Annotated in this window: 23 protein-coding genes; 1 reads left to right on the forward strand and 22 read right to left on the reverse strand. The window is 35.6% G+C overall.

Annotated elements, in window-relative coordinates; genetic code table 11:
• Nucleotides 1-7: 7 nt before the first annotated feature.
• Together dapB and G532_RS0102395 are read right to left on the reverse strand one after the other, a co-directional pair.
• Nucleotides 8-811, reverse strand: a complete 804-nt coding sequence (gene dapB / locus G532_RS0102390) for a 4-hydroxy-tetrahydrodipicolinate reductase (protein ID WP_027963359.1) — start codon at nt 809-811, stop codon at nt 8-10.
• Nucleotides 795-1,148 carry a nucleotide pyrophosphohydrolase gene (locus tag G532_RS0102395; RefSeq protein WP_027963360.1) on the reverse strand — a complete coding sequence of 118 codons (354 nt, stop codon included), beginning with the start codon at nt 1,146-1,148 and terminating at the stop codon, nt 795-797. The genes dapB and G532_RS0102395 overlap by 17 nt, the downstream gene beginning before the upstream one ends.
• Before the next feature lie 153 nt (nt 1,149-1,301).
• Here G532_RS0102395 and G532_RS0102400 point away from each other — a divergent pair, with 153 nt between their 5' ends.
• Nucleotides 1,302-2,174 carry a YitT family protein gene (locus G532_RS0102400; protein ID WP_027963361.1) on the forward strand — a complete coding sequence of 291 codons (873 nt, stop codon included), beginning with the start codon at nt 1,302-1,304 and terminating at the stop codon, nt 2,172-2,174.
• A 65-nt stretch (nt 2,175-2,239) separates the two neighbouring features.
• On the opposite strand, the gene G532_RS0102405 is transcribed toward G532_RS0102400, so the two are convergent.
• The 20 genes from G532_RS0102405 to G532_RS0102500 all read right to left on the reverse strand — a co-directional run.
• Nucleotides 2,240-2,920: a zinc metallopeptidase gene (locus G532_RS0102405; RefSeq protein WP_027963362.1), complete on the reverse strand. Its 681-nt coding sequence runs from the start codon at nt 2,918-2,920 to the stop codon at nt 2,240-2,242.
• A 41-nt stretch (nt 2,921-2,961) separates the two neighbouring features.
• Complete coding sequence (locus G532_RS15965) at nt 2,962-3,138, reverse strand: hypothetical protein (RefSeq protein ID WP_156882512.1); 177 nt, start codon at nt 3,136-3,138, stop codon at nt 2,962-2,964.
• 25 nt (nt 3,139-3,163) lie between these two features.
• Nucleotides 3,164-3,760, reverse strand: coding sequence for a lipoprotein heptaprenylglyceryl N-acetyltransferase LhaT (gene lhaT / locus G532_RS0102415; RefSeq protein ID WP_027963363.1), 597 nt, complete (start codon nt 3,758-3,760; stop codon nt 3,164-3,166).
• A gap of 59 nt (nt 3,761-3,819) precedes the next feature.
• Nucleotides 3,820-4,719 (reverse strand): menaquinol-cytochrome c reductase cytochrome b/c subunit, encoded by a 900-nt coding sequence (locus G532_RS0102420; RefSeq protein ID WP_027963364.1) that lies wholly within the window; start codon nt 4,717-4,719, stop codon nt 3,820-3,822.
• Between the two features lie 32 nt (nt 4,720-4,751).
• Complete coding sequence (gene qcrB / locus G532_RS0102425; protein WP_027963365.1) at nt 4,752-5,426, reverse strand: menaquinol-cytochrome c reductase cytochrome b subunit; 675 nt, start codon at nt 5,424-5,426, stop codon at nt 4,752-4,754.
• A gap of 13 nt (nt 5,427-5,439) precedes the next feature.
• Complete coding sequence (locus tag G532_RS0102430) at nt 5,440-5,943, reverse strand: Rieske (2Fe-2S) protein (protein ID WP_027963366.1); 504 nt, start codon at nt 5,941-5,943, stop codon at nt 5,440-5,442.
• Nucleotides 5,944-6,080: 137 nt separating this feature from the next.
• Nucleotides 6,081-6,545: a DUF2487 family protein gene (locus G532_RS0102435; RefSeq protein ID WP_027963367.1), complete on the reverse strand. Its 465-nt coding sequence runs from the start codon at nt 6,543-6,545 to the stop codon at nt 6,081-6,083.
• 15 nt (nt 6,546-6,560) lie between these two features.
• Nucleotides 6,561-7,106 (reverse strand): ReoY family proteolytic degradation factor, encoded by a 546-nt coding sequence (locus G532_RS0102440; RefSeq protein WP_027963368.1) that lies wholly within the window; start codon nt 7,104-7,106, stop codon nt 6,561-6,563.
• A gap of 11 nt (nt 7,107-7,117) precedes the next feature.
• Nucleotides 7,118-8,371 (reverse strand): tetratricopeptide repeat protein, encoded by a 1,254-nt coding sequence (locus G532_RS0102445; RefSeq protein WP_027963369.1) that lies wholly within the window; start codon nt 8,369-8,371, stop codon nt 7,118-7,120.
• 56 nt (nt 8,372-8,427) lie between these two features.
• On the reverse strand, nt 8,428-9,711 hold the full coding sequence (gene aroA / locus G532_RS0102450; RefSeq protein WP_027963370.1) for a 3-phosphoshikimate 1-carboxyvinyltransferase: 1,284 nt from the start codon (nt 9,709-9,711) through the stop codon (nt 8,428-8,430).
• 21 nt (nt 9,712-9,732) lie between these two features.
• Nucleotides 9,733-10,827, reverse strand: a complete 1,095-nt coding sequence (gene aroB / locus G532_RS0102455) for a 3-dehydroquinate synthase (RefSeq protein WP_027963371.1) — start codon at nt 10,825-10,827, stop codon at nt 9,733-9,735.
• Complete coding sequence (gene aroC, locus G532_RS0102460) at nt 10,827-11,990, reverse strand: chorismate synthase (protein ID WP_027963372.1); 1,164 nt, start codon at nt 11,988-11,990, stop codon at nt 10,827-10,829. Before aroC ends, aroB begins: the two co-directional genes overlap by 1 nt.
• 15 nt (nt 11,991-12,005) lie before the next feature.
• Complete coding sequence (locus G532_RS0102465) at nt 12,006-12,779, reverse strand: CheR family methyltransferase (protein WP_027963373.1); 774 nt, start codon at nt 12,777-12,779, stop codon at nt 12,006-12,008.
• A gap of 126 nt (nt 12,780-12,905) precedes the next feature.
• A complete protein-coding gene (ndk, locus tag G532_RS0102470) occupies nt 12,906-13,352 on the reverse strand; it encodes a nucleoside-diphosphate kinase (RefSeq protein ID WP_027963374.1) in 447 nt (148 codons plus the stop codon).
• Between the two features lie 69 nt (nt 13,353-13,421).
• Nucleotides 13,422-14,393 (reverse strand): polyprenyl synthetase family protein, encoded by a 972-nt coding sequence (locus G532_RS0102475; protein WP_027963375.1) that lies wholly within the window; start codon nt 14,391-14,393, stop codon nt 13,422-13,424.
• Nucleotides 14,394-14,420: 27 nt separating this feature from the next.
• Nucleotides 14,421-15,125 carry a demethylmenaquinone methyltransferase gene (locus tag G532_RS0102480; RefSeq protein WP_027963376.1) on the reverse strand — a complete coding sequence of 235 codons (705 nt, stop codon included), beginning with the start codon at nt 15,123-15,125 and terminating at the stop codon, nt 14,421-14,423.
• A 20-nt stretch (nt 15,126-15,145) separates the two neighbouring features.
• Nucleotides 15,146-15,817, reverse strand: a complete 672-nt coding sequence (locus tag G532_RS0102485) for a heptaprenyl diphosphate synthase component 1 (RefSeq protein WP_027963377.1) — start codon at nt 15,815-15,817, stop codon at nt 15,146-15,148.
• 168 nt (nt 15,818-15,985) lie between these two features.
• Entirely contained in the window at nt 15,986-16,258 is a 273-nt protein-coding gene (locus G532_RS0102490) for an HU family DNA-binding protein (RefSeq protein WP_035512372.1), read from the reverse strand.
• A gap of 444 nt (nt 16,259-16,702) precedes the next feature.
• The gene (spoIVA, locus tag G532_RS0102495; protein ID WP_027963379.1) at nt 16,703-18,181 is read right to left on the reverse strand and encodes a stage IV sporulation protein A; all 1,479 of its coding nucleotides are present in this window, start codon (nt 18,179-18,181) and stop codon (nt 16,703-16,705) included.
• A gap of 198 nt (nt 18,182-18,379) precedes the next feature.
• On the reverse strand, nt 18,380-18,658 hold a 279-nt coding region (locus tag G532_RS0102500; protein WP_027963380.1), incomplete at its 5' end, for a transposase.

An 18,658-nucleotide genomic window follows, 5' to 3' on the forward strand; every position in this document is an offset into this window, starting at 1 on the left:
TCACCAACTATTCCATTAGATTCTCAAGACCGTAAACATATTCATCTAATTCTAACACTTGCTCTATTGCAAATTCCACTCCACTCATAAATGATCTACGGTCTGTTGAAGAATGAGTCAATTTTAGCGTCTGCCCTTTCTGACCAAAAATCACTTCTTGCTCTGCGATATATCCAGGCAACCTTACACTGTGAATTTTAAACCCATCGAATTCTGCTCCCCTGGCTCCTGGAATCGTCTCTTGTTCCTCAGGGTGACCTTGGTTGGATTTATTTCGTGTTTCTTGAATCATTTGTGCTGTTTTGACAGCTGTCCCAGACGGCGCATCTAATTTTTGATCATGGTGTTTTTCAATAATTTCAACATGATCAAAATATTTTGCAGCCATTTGAGAGAAGCGCATCATTAATACAGCTCCAATTGCAAAATTAGGGGCAATCACAATACCAGTCTTTTGCTCTTGACTTATTTCTTTTAATTCTTCTAGTTGTGCACTAGAGAAACCACTGGTACCAACTACTGGTCTAATTCCATGAAGTAAAGCTTTTTTTGTATGTTCAAAACCTACTTCTGGGTTTGTAAGTTCAACCAAGATATCTGCATTAACTTGATCGAATGCTTTATTTGCATCTGTAAATATGGGTGCGTTTATAGATGGTAACCCATCAACTTCTTCGACAAGCTTTCCTTCATTTTTTCTATCTATACATCCGACCAGTTCAAACCTTTCAGTCTCCTTAATTAATTGCAAAGCTTCTATTCCCATTTTACCACGTGGGCCTGCTACTATAATGTTAATTCGATCTGTCATATGAATGCTCCTTTTTTGTAAATCGATCTTGATCGCGTGATTCAATTTTAGACATGCTAGTTTCAAATGCTTTTCCTAAATCGATGTTTAGCGAGTTTGAAAAAGTAATTAGGACAAATAGTAGATCACCTAATTCTTCTTCAATCGCCTTTTCTTCTTCCGTAGACTTCTTCGTTTTTTCCCCGTAATGATGATTTACTTCCCGCGCTAATTCCCCCACTTCTTCTGTCAGCCTAGCAATCATAGCAAGTGGGGAGAAATACCCTTCTTCAAACTGAGAGATGAAATCATCCACCCGCTTTTGCATTTGTTCAGTAGTTACTGATGATTTTGTCATCTATGTCATCCTTTATTAGCATTTTAATCTATTCTAATGGTAGCTAATGTTCGTTGTTTTGACAAATCTTTCAGTTTATTTTTTGAATATTGCTCGAATTTATGATCTTGTCTATAATTAGCAGTGGTAATTACAATCAAAGGAGGGCTTCTGATGCTATTTGGAATGAAAATAAAAAATATCATCTTTATTTTAATTGGGTCAGCAATTTTTTCATTTGGAATTGTCCATTTTAATATGCAAAACAACCTTTCAGAAGGTGGGTTTACAGGAATAACGCTATTATTATACTTCTTGTTTTCCTTAGATCCGGGTGTCATGAACCTTGTCTTAAATATTCCGGTCTTCCTTATTGGATTAAAACTTTTAGGTAGATTAACTTTTCTGTATACAGTACTTGGAACTTTTGCTGTATCCATCTTCCTTTGGGTTTTTCAAGCATACACCATAACATTTACGCTAGAGAATGATATGACCTTAGCAGCATTGTTCGCAGGAACTTTTATTGGTGTAGGCCTTGGAATTATTTTTAGGTATGGGGGAACGACGGGTGGAGTAGATATCATTGCCCGACTTGTTAATAAATATGTTGGATGGAGCATGGGACGGACAATGTTCCTCTTTGATGCTGTTGTTATATTAGCATCTGTCATATTTTATCTAAATGAAATTGAAGGAATGTATACGTTAGTAGCAGTGTTTATTGGAGCGAGAATTATTGATTTCATTCAAGAAGGTGCATACGCAGCGAGAGGAGCTACGATCATTACCAACTATTATGAAGATGTAGCATCGCAAATCATGGAGGAGATGGACCGTGGAGTTACTCTTTTGCACGGTAGTGGAAGCTTTACTGGAGAAGAACGAAAAGTCATATATTGCGTCATTGGTAAAAATGAAATCGTAAAGTTAAAAAATATTATTCAAGAAGTTGATCCACATGCGTTTGTTGCACTATCTTCTGTGCACGATGTACTTGGTGAAGGGTTTACTTTAGATGAAAATAAGAAACCGATTGAACATTAAACATAACTAAAAACTCCGAACGGGGAATTTAACCCATTCGGAGTTTTATTTTGAGAAAAATGAATTCAATCTTGTGACATGAAATACATCATAATGAATCGTAATAATTCCATGACCGCTACCACTGTTGCAGCTACATATGTCCACGCAGCAGCATCAAGAACTTTCTTCGTCTCCCGATGTTCTGCACTTCCAATAATACCGGTACTTACTAATTGATTCATTGCTCGATTCGATGCATTAAACTCAACCGGAAGAGTCACCAACTGAAATAACACCGCAAAGGCCATTAACACAATCCCTGCAATAAATAATCCTGATAACGATAAAAATAAGCCGGCAAGAATAAAAATATAGGACATATTAGATCCTATATTAGCTACAGGAAATAAGGAATGTCGAAACTGCAAAAAGGAATAGGATTCAGCGTCCTGAATAGCATGTCCTACTTCGTGTGCTGCAATTGCTGCTGCAGCTTGAGACGATTTGTGATAGTTATCTGAACTAAGTCTTATAACCTTTTTAGTTGGGTCGTAATGGTCGCTTAGTGTCCCCTTTGTTTCCTCTACATTCACATTATAGATCCCATTTTCGTGCAATATTCTATTTGCTACTTCAGCACCAGTCATACCAGACGAATTAGCAACTTTCATATATTTCTTGTAGGTTGATTTCACTTTTCGGTTTGCCCACATCGGCAGAAGAAGTAAAACTGCGAAATAAATCAACAGAACACTAAGGTCCATTACATAACCTCCCTATGATGATTTTTAACTTATAGTCAATTTTAGTCAAACTTTTTATCGTCGTCAATTTCTTTGCTTACATGTAGTTCATATTTATATTTTCTCCAAGCCACAAAAAATAATGTGGTGACTACGACGACTGAAACAGAAAATAATATGGAAATAAAGTTATACGGAATCGTAACCATTAAGATTGGCAATAAAAAACCTTTGATCATTTTGCCTCACCAACTCTATCCTTTATTACACATTATATGAAGATAAAGTTGTCTTTGTTTTAGGCTTCTGGACACCAAAGTAATAAACAATCCAAATAGATAAAATACTTAGCCAAAAAGTGAAATAGCCGATATGATCCTTAAAATCATCCAATGTATGATAAATCGGCATCATACCATAAACATAATCAATTACATCATTGTGAATTGTCCAAATTGCTGCAACTGCAAAATGCCTAAATTCAATATGGTAAAAGGGAATGTATAATAACGCTTGGATTGCCATTGCACCATGGGAAACAATTAACATGATCGCAACCAATGAAATAGGTGCGCCATGAATGAATGTAAGAACATTCATTACGACAGCCCATGTGCCATACTTAAATAATGTTAATAAAGCTAACGCTTCCATATACTTAAAATGTTTATTCATTAAAAAACCAATTAGAACAAACACAAAAAACATGGAAGCTGTTGGACTATCAGGAACAAAAGGAATGAATATAAGTGGTGTGATCTCCAATTGAAACTGATACCAATAAAAACCATACAACGTACCGAAAATATTAAAAAGTAATAATAAAACCAAGATCCTTCGATCCATTAACAAAAAAATCATAACCTAACCCCAATCGTATAAAGAAAAAGCTGACTCCTTAAAGTCAGCTTTCTTCATAATTATTCATCAGATTCTTCGTCTTCTTGTTCTTCACCTGATCCATCTTCTGAGTCTTCTTCAGAATTTTCATCAGATTCTTCGTCCGATCCTTCATCATTGCCAGCGTCGTCACCGGCTTCACCATCAGCTTCCACCGAAGTGTTTTCTACAATGAAGTTCGCTAGTTCATCTAATTCTTCATCACTACCATCAAAGATACCTGCAGGCATATCTTCAATACCTTCTACAGCAATTTCTTTAATTTGATCTTCATCATAAGGTAGATTTGCTAAGTCCGGACCTAAAGTTGGAGCCCCTTGCATGGCATCCCCGTGACAACTCATACAGTTGTCCATATAAACTTCGTAACCTGGATGGCCTTCATCTACTTCCACTTCGACCACATTTTCTACTGAATACTCTTCACGAGCTTCCCAGTCTGCTGCTACAACTGATTCATACGTTAACCAAATTGTAGCCATCACACCAAGGAGCATCATACCAGTTGCAATTGGTCTTTTCGAAGGTTTTCGTCCAGGTCCTGTATCTAAGAATGGCGCAAGTAGTAGTGCACCAAATGCTAAACCTGGAATTCCAACTGTTCCAATTACAATATAGTCTGCAGAAGCGAATTCATATTTTAGTAATTCATATAAGAATAAGAAATACCAGTCTGGTAAAGGAATATATGCAGCATTATTCGGGTCAGCTTGTTGCTCTAAAGGTGATGGAGCTGCTGCTACTAAACATAGGAACCCGATAAGGAATACTGCACCTACTAGCCATTCTTTTAATAAAAAGTTTGGCCAGAAAGCTTCTGTTCTACCAGGAAAGGCTGAATAATCTTTTGGAATATTTCGATGTTCTTTGGCAGGCACTCGTGAGTCCCCGACAAATTTCATTCCTTTTCCTCTATGCACAGTGTTCCCTCCTCATTATTTATTTAAAAAACTTATAACGGACCTGTGATTCCTTGCTTACGAATCATGATAAAGTGAGCACCCATTAAACCAAATAATGCTGCTGGTAAAAAGAATACATGAATCGCAAAGAATCTAGTTAGGGTCTGTGCACCAACAATGTTTGGGTCACCTGCTAATAAAGTTTTAATATCAGGTCCGATGATAGGTACACTCTCGGCAATTTCTAGCCCAACTTGAGTTGCGAAGAAAGCTTTATTATCCCATGGTAATAGGTATCCGGTGAAACCTAAACCTAATATTACAAAGAATAACAACACTCCAACTACCCAGTTTAATTCACGTGGTTTCTTATAAGCCCCTTGGAAAAACACTCGTAATGTATGTAAAAAGATCATTACGGTTACAACACTAGCGCCCCAGTGGTGCATCCCACGCACGATTTGTCCATGTGCAACTTGTGATTGTAAATATTGAACAGAGTTCCATGCATTCTCAATATCCGGCACATAGTACATTGTTAAAAACATTCCTGATAATACTTGGATGACTGTCACAAAGAAAGTCAAACCTCCAAAACAGTAAACAAAAGCAGAAAAGTGATGCGCTGGGTTTACATGCTCTGGTACCTCGTGGTCGGCAATATCTCGCCATATAGGCGTAATATCTAGCCGTTCATCGATCCACTCATAAATTTTTGCAAGCATCAATTACGCCCCCCTATCTTGGATTAGCTCTACCTAAGTATAGTCTTCCATCATCTACTCTTTGTTCATAAACATGAAGTGGTTCCGTTGGTGGTGTTCCTGGAATGTTTACACCATCTTTATCGTAACGACCATCATGACAAGGACAATAGAATTGGTCTGGGTGATCATCTTGGACTCCCCAGTCAACAATACAACCCAAATGAGTACAAATAGGTGATAAAGCTAAAATATCACCGTTACCATCTCTAAAAATCCAAGCAACTCGCTCTGCTTGAGATTCGTACCAACCGTCTTCTTGATCAATTGTGAAAGTTTTACGTTGCGGTTCTTCGGTGATTTCGTCTTCATCCATCACGTATACAAAATCGCCTTCTCCATCTGCTTGTAATAATGGATCAACTGCCATTCCAACCATTGGAGCAACCATTGCTGCACCCATAAAACCACCTACACCAGTAAGTGTATAGTTTAGGAATGTTCTTCGTGATACTTGATTGTTTTTCTTTTCGCTCATGACTTTCCCCCCTCTATCCATCTGATCAACGAACAGGGTTTTTGACTACATATTTATTAGGACAATATAATGATAGCTTATCCGGCAATAAGGGTCAATAAAAACAGCGATTTAGATGAAAAAATGTCATAATTTATTTATGATTTCCACTGTTCTTTAATTAAATCTTCAATATCACCAATATGTGATTGAATAACCTGTTGTGTTTCAACTTGATTTAAATCTTGCTCTTTCATTGCTGGTAACCAAACCAATTCTCCATGTAAGTCTTTCATAAATTTTCTCCATTGCTTATCAAAAGAAAATAATAATACATGTTTGAATTGATGATTATGGAGGTGATCCACCGTTTCATTCAATTGTTGATAATGGGGTTCTAAAGAATCAGTTTTTATATAATAATAACTTGGTAATAAAAACACTCTACCCTTAAGTTGTTTTTCAATTTGACTCATGAAAATATTCATTACTTCTGATTGAAAAGCAAACTTTTTTATATCCACTTCGCCTTTAAAAGTATAAGGGACAAGTGGTATTACTGCTGTATCAATATATTCTTTCGCATTCTGAAAAGCTTGTACGTCTTGATACATCCACTTCATATTCACTCACCCTTTTTATTCCCTAGATTTGGTTAATTGATTCAATTTCTCTGCGTATAAATTAAATGAGGCCACATCTGATTCATCAAGTGCTTCATCTATTTTTAATTTGTATTCTTCAACTTTTTGCTCATAGGTCAATTGATCAATTAACGTGTCCATTTCCAAGTAATCATCTTTTTCCATATAATAATCATCTGGTAAGAAAGGGTTTTCTTCCAATACTTTTAAGTAAGCCAAGGAGTGACGTACACCTGGATAAAGTACTTCAATATAAATTTCTTCATCTTGATTCAAACGTATGTCATGAAATGCTTTATCTACTTCTGACGTTACTACATGTGATTTATAAAACCGAAAAGGTCTTCTCTCATCCTCTTGAATGGATACTAAAATACTTTTAGGACATAAATGGGCCTCATGAATAAAATGTACATGCTTTAATAAATCATCTCGGTTGTACATGTACTCAAATAACCAAGTGATTTCTCTTTGTTTCATTTTCATCTCACTTAGGAACCACTTAATGAAATGTTTTTTCTCCTCAATCGTTACACTCATATCTTCACCCCTTACTCAGAATGCATGCGCTCAAGATATTCGTTCACTTCTTCATCTTCTGGTCGAACGTTTACATACTTAGTTAGAACTTCGATAGCGTTCGTTGTCTTTCCTTCCTCAATTAAGAAAAATCCATAAGATCTTAAGAATTCTGGATCTTCCTTAAAGCTTTCGTAGGCTTTTGAATAGTGAATAGATGCTTCATTGAAGTTTTCTAATTCTTCGTTAATAGTCGCTAAATAAAAATTATATACAGGTGGATAACCTTCGTATTGGATTAAGCTATCAACAAGTTCTTTTGCATCTTCAAATTGATTTTTTTCCTGATAAATTCTCACAAGCTGTTCTACTGCATCTTCATAGGATGGGTCAATAGCTATTGCTTGTTTTAAATAATCAATTGCATCGGCTTCCCTAGAGATCGTAAATGCATACATAGCAGCGTTGTAATATAACTCATGGTTATGTTCGTCTTTTGAAATTCCCCTTACTGTGATATCAAAAGCTTCTTGTGGCGCTCCCTCTTGGTCATATGCATGAGCTAATAAGGGATAAACACTAGTATAGTCTGGATCTAATTCGATTAATTCATTCCAAGTATTCATAGCAACTTGATATCTAGATAACTGAAATGCAGTGTAACCATATTTGAACATTTGATCCGGTGATTCAATCTTGATTTTCTCATAATAGGACAGCGCTTCTTCCCACTTACCTACAGCTGATAGTGCTTCTGCTAGCCTTTCTTTTATATCAACGACATCTAAATCCTCATCATACTTTTCAATTCGTTGATAAAATGGAATAGCTTTTAAGTATTCTGCATTGGAGAAAGCTAATTCAGCAAGTGCTAAATCAATAATTGGTTCGTCCGTGTCCAAGTCTTTAGCTTCTAATAATTTTTGCTCTGCTACTTCAAATAAACCTTGCGACTGATATAAATCCGCCATTTGGACAAGTGCTGGTATATAGGCTTCATCTTCTGGCTCTATGTCTTCTAATAAGTCGATAACCTCTTGATCATTTCCTAAATCAGTGTGGATCTCTGACAACATCAGTTTCACATAATGATCGCCAGGGTTTAAAATTAATATATCTTCATAAACTTCTTTTGCGTCATTAAGAAGTCCCCATTCATGAAGTAATTGCGCAATGTCAAATTGTTCAGCTTCATCTGCTTCACTTACATAATCCTTTAATTTTTGTACAGCTTCGCTTAGTTTTCCTTGTTCTTTAAGAGTTAGAGCTTCGCTTATTGTTTCCATGTGCTTCACCTTCATTTCTTGCTTTTATTTCATACCTAATTATAAATGGAAAGTTCTTATCTTAACAAGCAATCCATGTCATCAAAGAAATTTGGATAAGATATATTAATGCAATCCACTTCATTTAAGATAACCTCTTCTAGACATATCGAGGAAGCAACCGCTGCCATCATAGCAATTCGATGGTCATCAAATGTATTAACAGAGCCACCTGTCAATCGACTTTTACCATTAATATACATACCATCATCCGTCACACTACATTTTGCCCCTAAACTGGTTAAGGCATCTATGGTGGCGTTAATTCGATCTGTTTCCTTAAATTTCAATTCATTTATGTGACGAAACTCCATTCCATCCCCGTCTATTTGAGTTGCTGCTAAAGCAAGCAAAGGAATTTCATCTATACAAGTTGGGATTACTTCTTCCGAAAGGGTTGTAGCATGTAATGTTGAATGTTTTGCAATTATTTTCCCAATCGGTTCCTTGCCCATATAGGAGGTTACTTCAAAATAAATATTTGCCCCCATACGTTTCAGAACATGAATCAAACCAATTCGTGTCTCGTTTAAAGAAACTTCATCAATGATAACCTCACTATGAGGCGTGATTACAGCGGCAGTAATCCAAAAGGCTGCAGAAGAAAAATCACCTGGTACTTGAATGTTAGCTCCAGCTAATTCTTGTTCTCCTGTAATAGAGATAACGGAACCATTCACATGACACTCTCCACCAAAAGCTTCGAGCATTTTTTCCGTATGGTTTCTCGTTTTATTATTTTCATATATCTTAGTCGTTCCCTTTGTTAAAAGACCTGCTAATATTAAGGAAGACTTTAGCTGGGCACTATCAATTGGAAGGTGATAAGTGATGGGTGATAGATTGTTACCGGTAACATTCAATGGTAGTTTCCCGTTAATATTATCAAAAGTAAATGCTGCTCCCATTGTACGTAACGGGTTGATCACTCTATCCATCGGACGATTAACTAAAGAGGGATCTCCCGTTAACATTACTTGTTGTGGAAATGCTGCAAGTACACCGAGCAGAAGTCGTGCGGTTGTTCCAGAATTCCCTAAATAGATAGAGGAGGTTGGTCGCTCAAAGCTTGAAAAACCTTCACTTTCAATGCGCACTTTCGCATCATCTACCTCAATATGTATACCTAAATCTCGGAAGGCCTGAACTGTACGCATACAATCTTCTGCATGCAAAAAATTATCTATGATTGTCGTGCCGGATGCTAGTGAACCTAAAATAATTGCCCTGTGAGAAATCGATTTATCACCAGGCACCATTAATTGTCCACTATATGGAGCTTTAGGTTTTAAAGCGATCATTAATCCTCCCCCTTTATTGCATTATATTTCGTTTTCAAACTGATCCATGATATATATAAATTCATGTAAGTGCGTCAATATAGTTTTATGATCAAACGACCAAATATAAGGGTTGCCAACATACTTTAATAATACGAAATTAATATTTGAATCTGAGTTCTTTTTGTCGTGCTTCATTTTATTTATTAAATCATTTTCATCACAAGTTTTTAAATTAATTTGATATCCTAATTGATTTAACCAATGAATAAATTCTTTAGAAAATAAATAACTACCTTCTTCATATTGATCTGATAAATATAAAGCAAATAAAATCCCAATCACTACGGACTCGCCATGATTTAATGAGTTTTGAGAAGAAGCCTCGACTGCATGACCTAATGTATGACCGAAATTAAGATATTTTCTATGAGAGCCTTCAAATTCATCACTTTCAACAAAACGTTTTTTCACCTGGATAGATTGTACAAGTAATGACTCAAATTCTGATGATGTTAAATCAAGTGAATAGTTCATTAATTGCTGTATATCCTTTAACCGAAAAGAAGAATCAATGAAGCTATGTTTAATAACTTCGGCTAATCCGGAGCGCTTTTCTTTTTCCGGTAAAGACTGAAATGTTTCAATATCTAAGATTACCAAACTGGAAGGGTAAAATTGACCGATGATATTTTTTGTTTCATCTAAATTAATCGCCACTTTTCCACCAACACTACTATCATGTGCTAATAACGTAGTTGGCATTTGAATAAAACCGATACCACGCATATAAGTCGAAGCAACAAAGCCCGCTAAGTCTCCTACTACTCCTCCCCCTAAAGCAATGATACAAGAATCACGGTCATACTCTTGTGACAACATAAATTTATGAATTTTTTCATAATGCTCGATCGACTTACTTTGTTCTCCATAAGGGACCACATAACTTTCTACATCAGCTTTATCACCAAATGTTTGAAGGACATCTTCTAGGTATAATTGCTGCACATGAGTATCTGTTATCACGAGATATTTTGAATAATTGAATTCTTTTAAGTAGAGTTGTAAATCATGTCTTATTCCCGACCCAACCAAAACATCGTAATTTCTTGCAGATTTAATATTAATAATTTCCATTAAAAATTTCTCAACCTTTCACGATGGTATTCGATATCGGATTTTAATTGATTAAAATCATCCGCATGGAATTCCTCTACAATAGAGTTGGCAACCTCCCAAGCAACCACATGTTCCATTACTACAGCAGCAGCAGGAACAGCACAGGAGTCTGACCTTTCTACACTTGCTTTAAAAGGTTCTTTTGTATTAATATCCACACTCTCTAAAGGTTTATATAGAGTTGGTATAGGTTTCATAACACCCTTCACAATAATCGGCATTCCAGTGGTCATTCCACCTTCAAAACCACCTAAATTATTCGTTTTTCTGTAATAACCATTTGAAGGATCAAAAGCAATTTCATCATGGGTTTCACTACCTAGTCTATTTGCAGCCTCAAAACCAACTCCAAATTCAACACCTTTAAAAGCATTTATACTAAGAACAGAACCTGCTATTTTACTATCCAGTTTGCGGTCATATTGAACATAAGAACCAAGTGCAGCCGGAACACCCTCGACGCAGACCTCAGCTATTCCACCAATAGAATCTCCATCTGCTTTCGCTTGGTCGATTGCATCCATCATTTCTTGTTCCTTTGACTGATCCAACGTTCTAACCGGAGATAAGTTTGAACGTTCAATCATTTCGTCTATTGTTATCTTTTGATCTGCAGCTTGAACATTATATATTTGTTTCACATAGCCAATCACTTCTATTCCAAGGCTATGTAACAACTTCTTCGCGACGGCCCCAGCAGCTACTCGAGCAGCAGTTTCCCTTGCAGAAGAACGTTCAAGTACATTTCTTAAATCACGATGATTGTACTTTAATCCACCATTCAGATCTGCATGACCTGGCCTTGGTTTAGTAACTACTCTTCTAACATTTTCAGGGTTTTCTATTGGTAGTTCTCCCATAATATCTTCCCAATGTTTGAAGTCATCATTTTTAATTTCTAAAGTAATGGGCGAACCAAGTGTGTAACCATGTCGGATCCCGCTGGATATCTCAACAAGGTCTTTTTCAATCTTCATTCTCCTGCCACGACCATGCCCACCCTGCCTTCTAATTAATGAATCATTTATATCATCTGGGTGAATTTCTAAGTTGGCAGGCATACCCTCAATAATTGTAGTAAGCTTTTTACCGTGGGATTCTCCAGCTGTTAAATATCTCATTTTATGTATCCTCCGTTACTTTTTTCGATAAAAAAATGTTTCAGGAACTTCTAAATTCAGTGACTGTGGATGGAAGATCTGTTCTGTACTTCCCACAAACAGTACACCATCTTTACGTAGAGCGTTCGCAAAATTAGCGTAAACGTTATTTTTGGCTTCCTCCGTAAAGTATATCAAAACATTTCTGCAAACAATTAGGTCGTAACTACTCTCATAAGAATCTGCTAATAAATTATGTTTGCTATAATTGACACACTTTTTGATTTGGTCTGATATTTCATAAAATGCTCCATTTTTATTGAAAAAAGCTTTCTTTTTATCTTCAGGTACTTCTTTTAAAGAACGTTCAGGATATACACCGTTCTTGGCTCGATCAATAGCGTGCGTATCAATATCCGTTGCGTGAATGGTTATATTATCTAAGTCATAATAATCGCTCAGAATCATTGCAATAGTGTACGGCTCTTCTCCAGTAGAACAAGCTGCACTCCATATTTTCAGTTTACGTTGACCTTCCATTAGTGAGGGAAGAATGCTATTACGAAAAATTTCCCACCTTTTAGAGTTGCGATAAAACTCGGAGACATTAATGGTCATTCGATCGAGAAATTCATGAAACAAATCATCATCCATTTTCAGGGCGTTATAATAAGAAACGAAATCTTTAAATCCCCTTTTATCTCGTAAGGTAGTGAGCCTTCTTTTCATTTGTTTTTCCTTGTACTGTGCAAGGTCTATACCAGTTCTAGTTTTGATTAAATCAATAAAGTCCACGTAATCTTCTTTCATCTCAACTTACCTCATTTTCATTATCTTGTAGTGTCATTATATAGAATTACAGGAAGAAATGCTAACAATCAAAAATTAAAAAACCCGCGTAAGCATATGCTTACACGAGTTTTAATTGTTTAGTAATTAATAAATCCATTGATGATCATCTTTTTTGTAGCTAACTACTTCAGAAGGATCAAAAAATAGTCCAATTTCTCTTGTAGCGGACTCTTGAGAATCTGAACCGTGAATAACGTTTTTACCAACAGTTAATCCTAAGTCTCCGCGAATTGTACCAATATCAGATTCTGCTGGATTCGTAGCACCCATCATCTTACGAGCAGTACTAATTACGTTTTCACCTTCCCACACCATAGCGAAAACTGGTCCTGAAGTAATGAATTCAACTAATTCGCCAAAGAAAGGCTTATCACTTAGATCTTGGTAATGTGTTTCAGCCAATTCAGGAGAAATTTGCATTAATTTCGCTCCAGCTAGTTTGAATCCTTTTTGTTCAAAACGGGAAACTACTGTACCGATAAGATTTCTTTGTACACCGTCTGGTTTTACCATAATAAAAGTTTGTTCCATAACAGTCACCTCTAATTTTCTATTTTTATAACCTTAAAAAGTTTATCAAAGTTTATCAAAAAATACAATTTAAAATTTGCGTTTACCTAGATATGCTGCAATTTTCTGTAAGCTTCTCTTCGCTCGAATATCAGGTAAATATTCCAGTTCTTTTAGCGCTTTTCTTAAATACGATTGACTGCATTGGAAGGAAGCCTCAATTGCTTTAGAATGCTTAATATCCTCGATTAATTGTGTAAGATTCACTTCTGTTTCGTCGGGATTTTCAAAGAAAGAACTTACTTTGTCTTTGATCGTCTCATCTTCTTCTAAAGCTAATATTGTAGGCAGAGTTAAGTTCCCACTACGTAAATCACTTCCAACTGGTTTACCTAACGTCTTTTCATCAGAAGTAAAATCCAAGATGTCATCAATAATTTGATAGGACATTCCAATATAATATCCATACCGTTTCAAGTGTTTAACGGTTTGGTCACTTGTTTCAGCAGCAATTGCACCTAACTGCGTACTTGTTGAGATTAGTAAAGCAGTTTTTCTCCGGATTCTCTTAAAATACTCAATCTTTCTTTGGTTAAGGTCATATTTGTCTCTAATTTGACTAATCTCCCCAATACACACTTGATAGATCGTATTTGAGAGTACTTGATGTAACGCAACTTCATTAGGTCCATTTAACAACTCTATGGTACGAGCAAAAAGATAATCGCCAGTATACATTGCTGTAGAATTATCCCATTTATAATTAACAGTAGCTTGTCCTCTTCTGGTATCAGCGTTATCAATTACATCGTCATGAACAAGAGAAGCCATATGAATCATTTCTAATGTAACTGCAACGTTAAGAATTCGATCATTTTTTCCCGCACCAAATTGAGCTGCCAAAAGTACAAATATCGGACGTATCCTCTTCCCGCCAGCATCTAATAAATAACTAGAAGTTTCAGAAATAGTCTGCTCTTCTGCATTCACAATCTCATGCATCAAGCTTTCTATTTGTTCCATTTCTTGATTCATATAATTTATTGTCGTCGCTAATTTCATTATGTTCACCTTTTTAATAAAAACGTTTTACTTTATTCCCATATGCATAGCAGCTGCACCTAATGCGTAGCTCTTTACTTTTACTTTCTTAAAACCTGCAGATAGAAATAAATCCATAAGTTTTTTCTTATTTGGGAAATTCTTCGTAGATTCGTGCAACCATGCGTACTCTTTATAGCTTTTAGCGAAAAGCTTACCAAAAAGCGGCATAATATATTTAAAATAAAAGAAGTAAAATTGTTTATAGACTGGTATAGTTGGCTGGGATGTCTCTAGACAAACTACCTTACCACCTTTTTTTACTACACGGTGCATCTCTTCTAGTACCCTGCTGTAATCAGGAACATTCCTCAAACCGAAACCAATTGTAACAAAATCAAATGACTCATCCTCAAATGGTAAGTTCATGGCATCCCCGTGGACAAAGGAAATGTTTTCTGTTTGAGCATGCTCTCTTTTCTCTTCTCCAACAGAAAGCATATTCTTACTAAAATCAAGTCCATACACAAAGCCATCATTTCCAACTGAATCACTTAAGGAAAAAGTCCAATCGCCTGTACCACAACAAACATCTAAACATTGCATACCTTTACTTACTTGCATTATTTCCATGACATCTTTTCGCCAAGCCTTATGACGTTGAAACGAGATAATAGCGTTCATTTTGTCATACTTTGGATAAATTTTTTCAAAAACATGATGTACTTTTTCAGATTTTGTTCTAGGGTCCATTGCTAGTTTACTCCCTCTACTCATTCACATGCTCGACGGTTTACTTGTGAATATGTGCTAATTTGGTTTTGTAATTCGTTCTTTCGATTTTCGAATGTTACGTTTAGTTCATTTGTAAACGCTATGTGATTTCCCGCAAGATCTTTAAACGATTTGTTATTATACATAAAATCATAAAGGTATTGTTTATTTAGCTGGTCTCTTTTTTCGTCATCCATGTAATCTACTACTATTCTTTTAAAGAGCAAGGAATGAACTTTTTCGAGCTTATGTAAAAGGTTTGTTGGAGAAGTATCATCTTTTAACAAACCCATTTTGAGTTGGTTAATTTCTTGAACAGTAGATAAAAAATGATATAGCTGTTCCGTTTGTCTAGAATCAGCTAATAATTTATAAAATAGAGAACTATGATAATCACCAACTAAAGCTAATAATTGGTTTTGATCTAAATCATCATCACTTGTTTCAGATTCATCACTAGTTATTAAGTCATGTAAATTCAAAGATGTTTGCATATTAATTAAAGCATCATATAAAAGTTCATTTTTAGAATGATCAGGAGACAATAAAAGACGGAAATAATATACCTGGGTTAAGTCGATAGCTTGTTCATACAGCTTGTGGTTAATGTAATTATGTTTATATTTCTTTAAAAAGTCATTTTTTAAGTTATGAGAATTTATATCCGTCATTAATCCATCACCTATTTTCAATAAAATAATCATCCCACGTTGTATTTTAGCATGTTCGCTTCTTATAATCTAATAGAATAATCAATTTAACTATGTATTAATAATGTTGGTATAGAAAATAAAAAAGAGAGGAATATATCCTCTCTCTCTACAAGCCCTATGTACGGCTTATTTTACAGCATCTTTTAGGGCTTTACCTGGTTTAAATGCAGGTACTTTACTTGCTGGAATTTTGATTTCTTCACCAGTTTGTGGGTTACGACCTTTACGTGCTGAACGCTCACGTACTTCGAAGTTACCAAAACCGATTAATTGTACTTTTTCAGATTTCTCTAATGATCCAGTGATTGCATCAAATACAGAATCTACAGCGTTAGAAGCGTCTTTCTTAGAAAGATCAGCTTTTTCAGCTACAGCGTTTACTAAATCTGTCTTGTTCATTCGTCTCACCTCCTCCCAAGAGTTTGTTGACTATATTAAAACAGGTACCCAATTAAGGTCTGTTTCAAACAGGTTCAATTAATACTTTAATCATTTCCATTACTACCAAAATTTAAACAGACTATTCATTAATTTGCAACATTAAACTTAAAATTAATTATAAAACCGTCAACAATACGTTCCGCACTTGATATGACTGCAAGCGCTATCGTATTTGAATAGTATCACAAGCATTTGTTCGTTTCAACACGAATATGCATTAAATCAGTGGTTTTCACCTTTTTTTAGGAGTAAAGACCTATTAAATCGTGTGATTTTTTAATATTTTCTGTAGAAATACGCCTTATTTATAGTTATTTAAGTGTCGCTTCAATGATTATATATTTTATTCCATACAAAAAACCGAATGCACCAAGTACATTCGGTTTATCCTACTATTTTGCTTTAGAGAATTATCGCAATTAATCCTCCGTTACCCTGATTAATGATTTTTTCTAATGTATCTTTTAACTTATACCTAGCATGTTCTGGCATTAAAGTTAATTTTGCATTGATACCTTCTCTAACAATAGAATGAAGCGATCTTCCGAAGATATCAGACTTCCAAATGGATAATGGGTCCTCTTCAAAGTCTTGCATTAAATACCTTACCAGTTCCTCACTCTGCTTTTCGGTGCCAATGATTGGAGCAAATTCCGATTCTACATCAACCTTAATCATATGAATAGAAGGTGCGACTGCTTTTAGTCTTACGCCAAATCGTGAGCCTTGTCTGATAATTTCAGGTTCCTCTAATCTCATATCTTCCAAGGTTGGATTTGCAACTCCGTAACCTGTTTGTTTTACCATTGATAAAGCTTCAGCGACATGATCATATTCTCTTTTAGCATCTGAATAATCCTGTAATAACTCAAGTAAGTGATCTTTCCCTCTGATTTCTTCACCGACTATTTCATTTAATACTTGATCGTACAACTCATCGGAGGCAAAAAGATCAATTTCAGCAACGCCTTCTCCCATTTCAATTCCAGCCATTCGAGCATCTTCCACAAATTCATAGGAGTCAAATTCTGATACGACTGCATCTACATCTCTTAATCGCTTAATGTTCTTCACAGTGTCTTCAATTGCCCCATGGAATTGACTTCTTAACCAGTGGTCTGATTTTAATGACATCACCCAACTTGGTAAGTTTACATTCACTTCAAGAACTGGGAATTCATAGAGGGCTTCTCTGAGAATATTATGAACATCATCCTCTGTTAGTGCTTCAACTGAAACTGGTAATACCGGAATATCATATTCTTCTGCAAGGTTTTCTCTGAGCGACATAGTGTCTCTGTGGTGTGGTTGGTTCGAGTTTAAAACCATAATAAATGGTTTGCCGACTTCTTTTAACTCTTCCACTACTTGTCTTTCAGCATCAACATATGCATCGCGTGGGAGGTCGCCAAAAGATCCGTCAGTAGTCACAACCATACCAATTGTTGAATGCTCTTGAATAACCTTTCTTGTACCAATCTCTGCTGCATCATGAAATGGGATTGCTTCTTCATACCATGGTGTATGAATCATTCTAGGACCATTTTCATCTTCGAACCCTTGAGCACCATCAATAGTATAACCTACACAATCAACAAAGCGGATATTTGCTTGTAGACCTTCTTCCACTTCCACTTCTACTGCTTGATTAGGTACAAATTTAGGTTCTGTTGTCATAATCGTTTTACCTGCTGCACTTTGAGGTAATTCGTCACGAGCTCTTTCTCTTTCTTGTTCGTTCTTCATGTTCGGTATAACCATTAAGTCCATGAATCGTTTGATAAATGTTGATTTACCAGTTCTAACCGCACCAACAACTCCCAAATAAATATCTCCGTTCGTACGTTTAGAAATATCGTGAAATGCGTTAAACTTTTCCATCTTATCCCTCCAAATCAATTCAATATCGATTGCATGATATCTATTAGCACTACTAACTTATGATGTTGTCCTAATTAAATATGCTAATCTTTTAAAATTAATTTGAATATCATTTAAAAATAACACATAGATCGCAATTTATTATGAATAAAGGTTCTAAGTCAAATGTTGGGGTGCTCTCTTAGGAGCACTCCTAATTTATGCCATTTGTCCTTGTATATGTTTATATTGATGATGCAATAAAATCTTTTTGCGAAAGCGATCAAAGCGTCGGAATCCAAACGCATTTCGTTTGATTACTTTGGTTTGGTTATTAATCCCTTCAATGTATCCATTGTGAAGCTCATAACCAAAACTATTCATAATCTGTTTTTGCCAGTTTTGAATGGTTTCTATCGCTTTTTCGAATTCAGGTATACCTACTTTCTTCACGCTGTCATAGAAGTCGTATAAACGCTCCTTTATTTGCCTTAGATG

The sequence above is a fragment of the Halalkalibacillus halophilus DSM 18494 genome, from assembly GCF_000423105.1.
Classification (GTDB): domain Bacteria; phylum Bacillota; class Bacilli; order Bacillales; family Alkalibacillaceae; genus Halalkalibacillus; species Halalkalibacillus halophilus.

Coding starts and splice junctions, on each gene's coding strand:
- dapB (WP_027963359.1), bottom strand. CDS start 811: ATGACAGATCGAATTAACATTATAGTAGCAGGCCCACGTGGTAAAATG.
- G532_RS0102395 (WP_027963360.1), bottom strand. CDS start 1,148: ATGACAAAATCATCAGTAACTACTGAACAAATGCAAAAGCGGGTGGAT.
- G532_RS0102400 (WP_027963361.1), top strand. CDS start 1,302: ATGCTATTTGGAATGAAAATAAAAAATATCATCTTTATTTTAATTGGG.
- G532_RS0102405 (WP_027963362.1), bottom strand. CDS start 2,920: ATGGACCTTAGTGTTCTGTTGATTTATTTCGCAGTTTTACTTCTTCTG.
- G532_RS15965 (WP_156882512.1), bottom strand. CDS start 3,138: ATGATCAAAGGTTTTTTATTGCCAATCTTAATGGTTACGATTCCGTAT.
- lhaT (WP_027963363.1), bottom strand. CDS start 3,760: ATGATTTTTTTGTTAATGGATCGAAGGATCTTGGTTTTATTATTACTT.
- qcrB (WP_027963365.1), bottom strand. CDS start 5,426: ATGCTTGCAAAAATTTATGAGTGGATCGATGAACGGCTAGATATTACG.
- G532_RS0102430 (WP_027963366.1), bottom strand. CDS start 5,943: ATGAGCGAAAAGAAAAACAATCAAGTATCACGAAGAACATTCCTAAAC.
- G532_RS0102435 (WP_027963367.1), bottom strand. CDS start 6,545: ATGAAGTGGATGTATCAAGACGTACAAGCTTTTCAGAATGCGAAAGAA.
- G532_RS0102440 (WP_027963368.1), bottom strand. CDS start 7,106: ATGAGTGTAACGATTGAGGAGAAAAAACATTTCATTAAGTGGTTCCTA.
- G532_RS0102445 (WP_027963369.1), bottom strand. CDS start 8,371: ATGGAAACAATAAGCGAAGCTCTAACTCTTAAAGAACAAGGAAAACTA.
- aroA (WP_027963370.1), bottom strand. CDS start 9,711: ATGATCGCTTTAAAACCTAAAGCTCCATATAGTGGACAATTAATGGTG.
- aroB (WP_027963371.1), bottom strand. CDS start 10,827: ATGGAAATTATTAATATTAAATCTGCAAGAAATTACGATGTTTTGGTT.
- aroC (WP_027963372.1), bottom strand. CDS start 11,990: ATGAGATATTTAACAGCTGGAGAATCCCACGGTAAAAAGCTTACTACA.
- G532_RS0102465 (WP_027963373.1), bottom strand. CDS start 12,779: ATGAAAGAAGATTACGTGGACTTTATTGATTTAATCAAAACTAGAACT.
- ndk (WP_027963374.1), bottom strand. CDS start 13,352: ATGGAACAAACTTTTATTATGGTAAAACCAGACGGTGTACAAAGAAAT.
- G532_RS0102475 (WP_027963375.1), bottom strand. CDS start 14,393: ATGAAATTAGCGACGACAATAAATTATATGAATCAAGAAATGGAACAA.
- G532_RS0102480 (WP_027963376.1), bottom strand. CDS start 15,125: ATGGACCCTAGAACAAAATCTGAAAAAGTACATCATGTTTTTGAAAAA.
- G532_RS0102485 (WP_027963377.1), bottom strand. CDS start 15,817: ATGACGGATATAAATTCTCATAACTTAAAAAATGACTTTTTAAAGAAA.
- G532_RS0102490 (WP_035512372.1), bottom strand. CDS start 16,258: ATGAACAAGACAGATTTAGTAAACGCTGTAGCTGAAAAAGCTGATCTT.
- spoIVA (WP_027963379.1), bottom strand. CDS start 18,181: ATGGAAAAGTTTAACGCATTTCACGATATTTCTAAACGTACGAACGGA.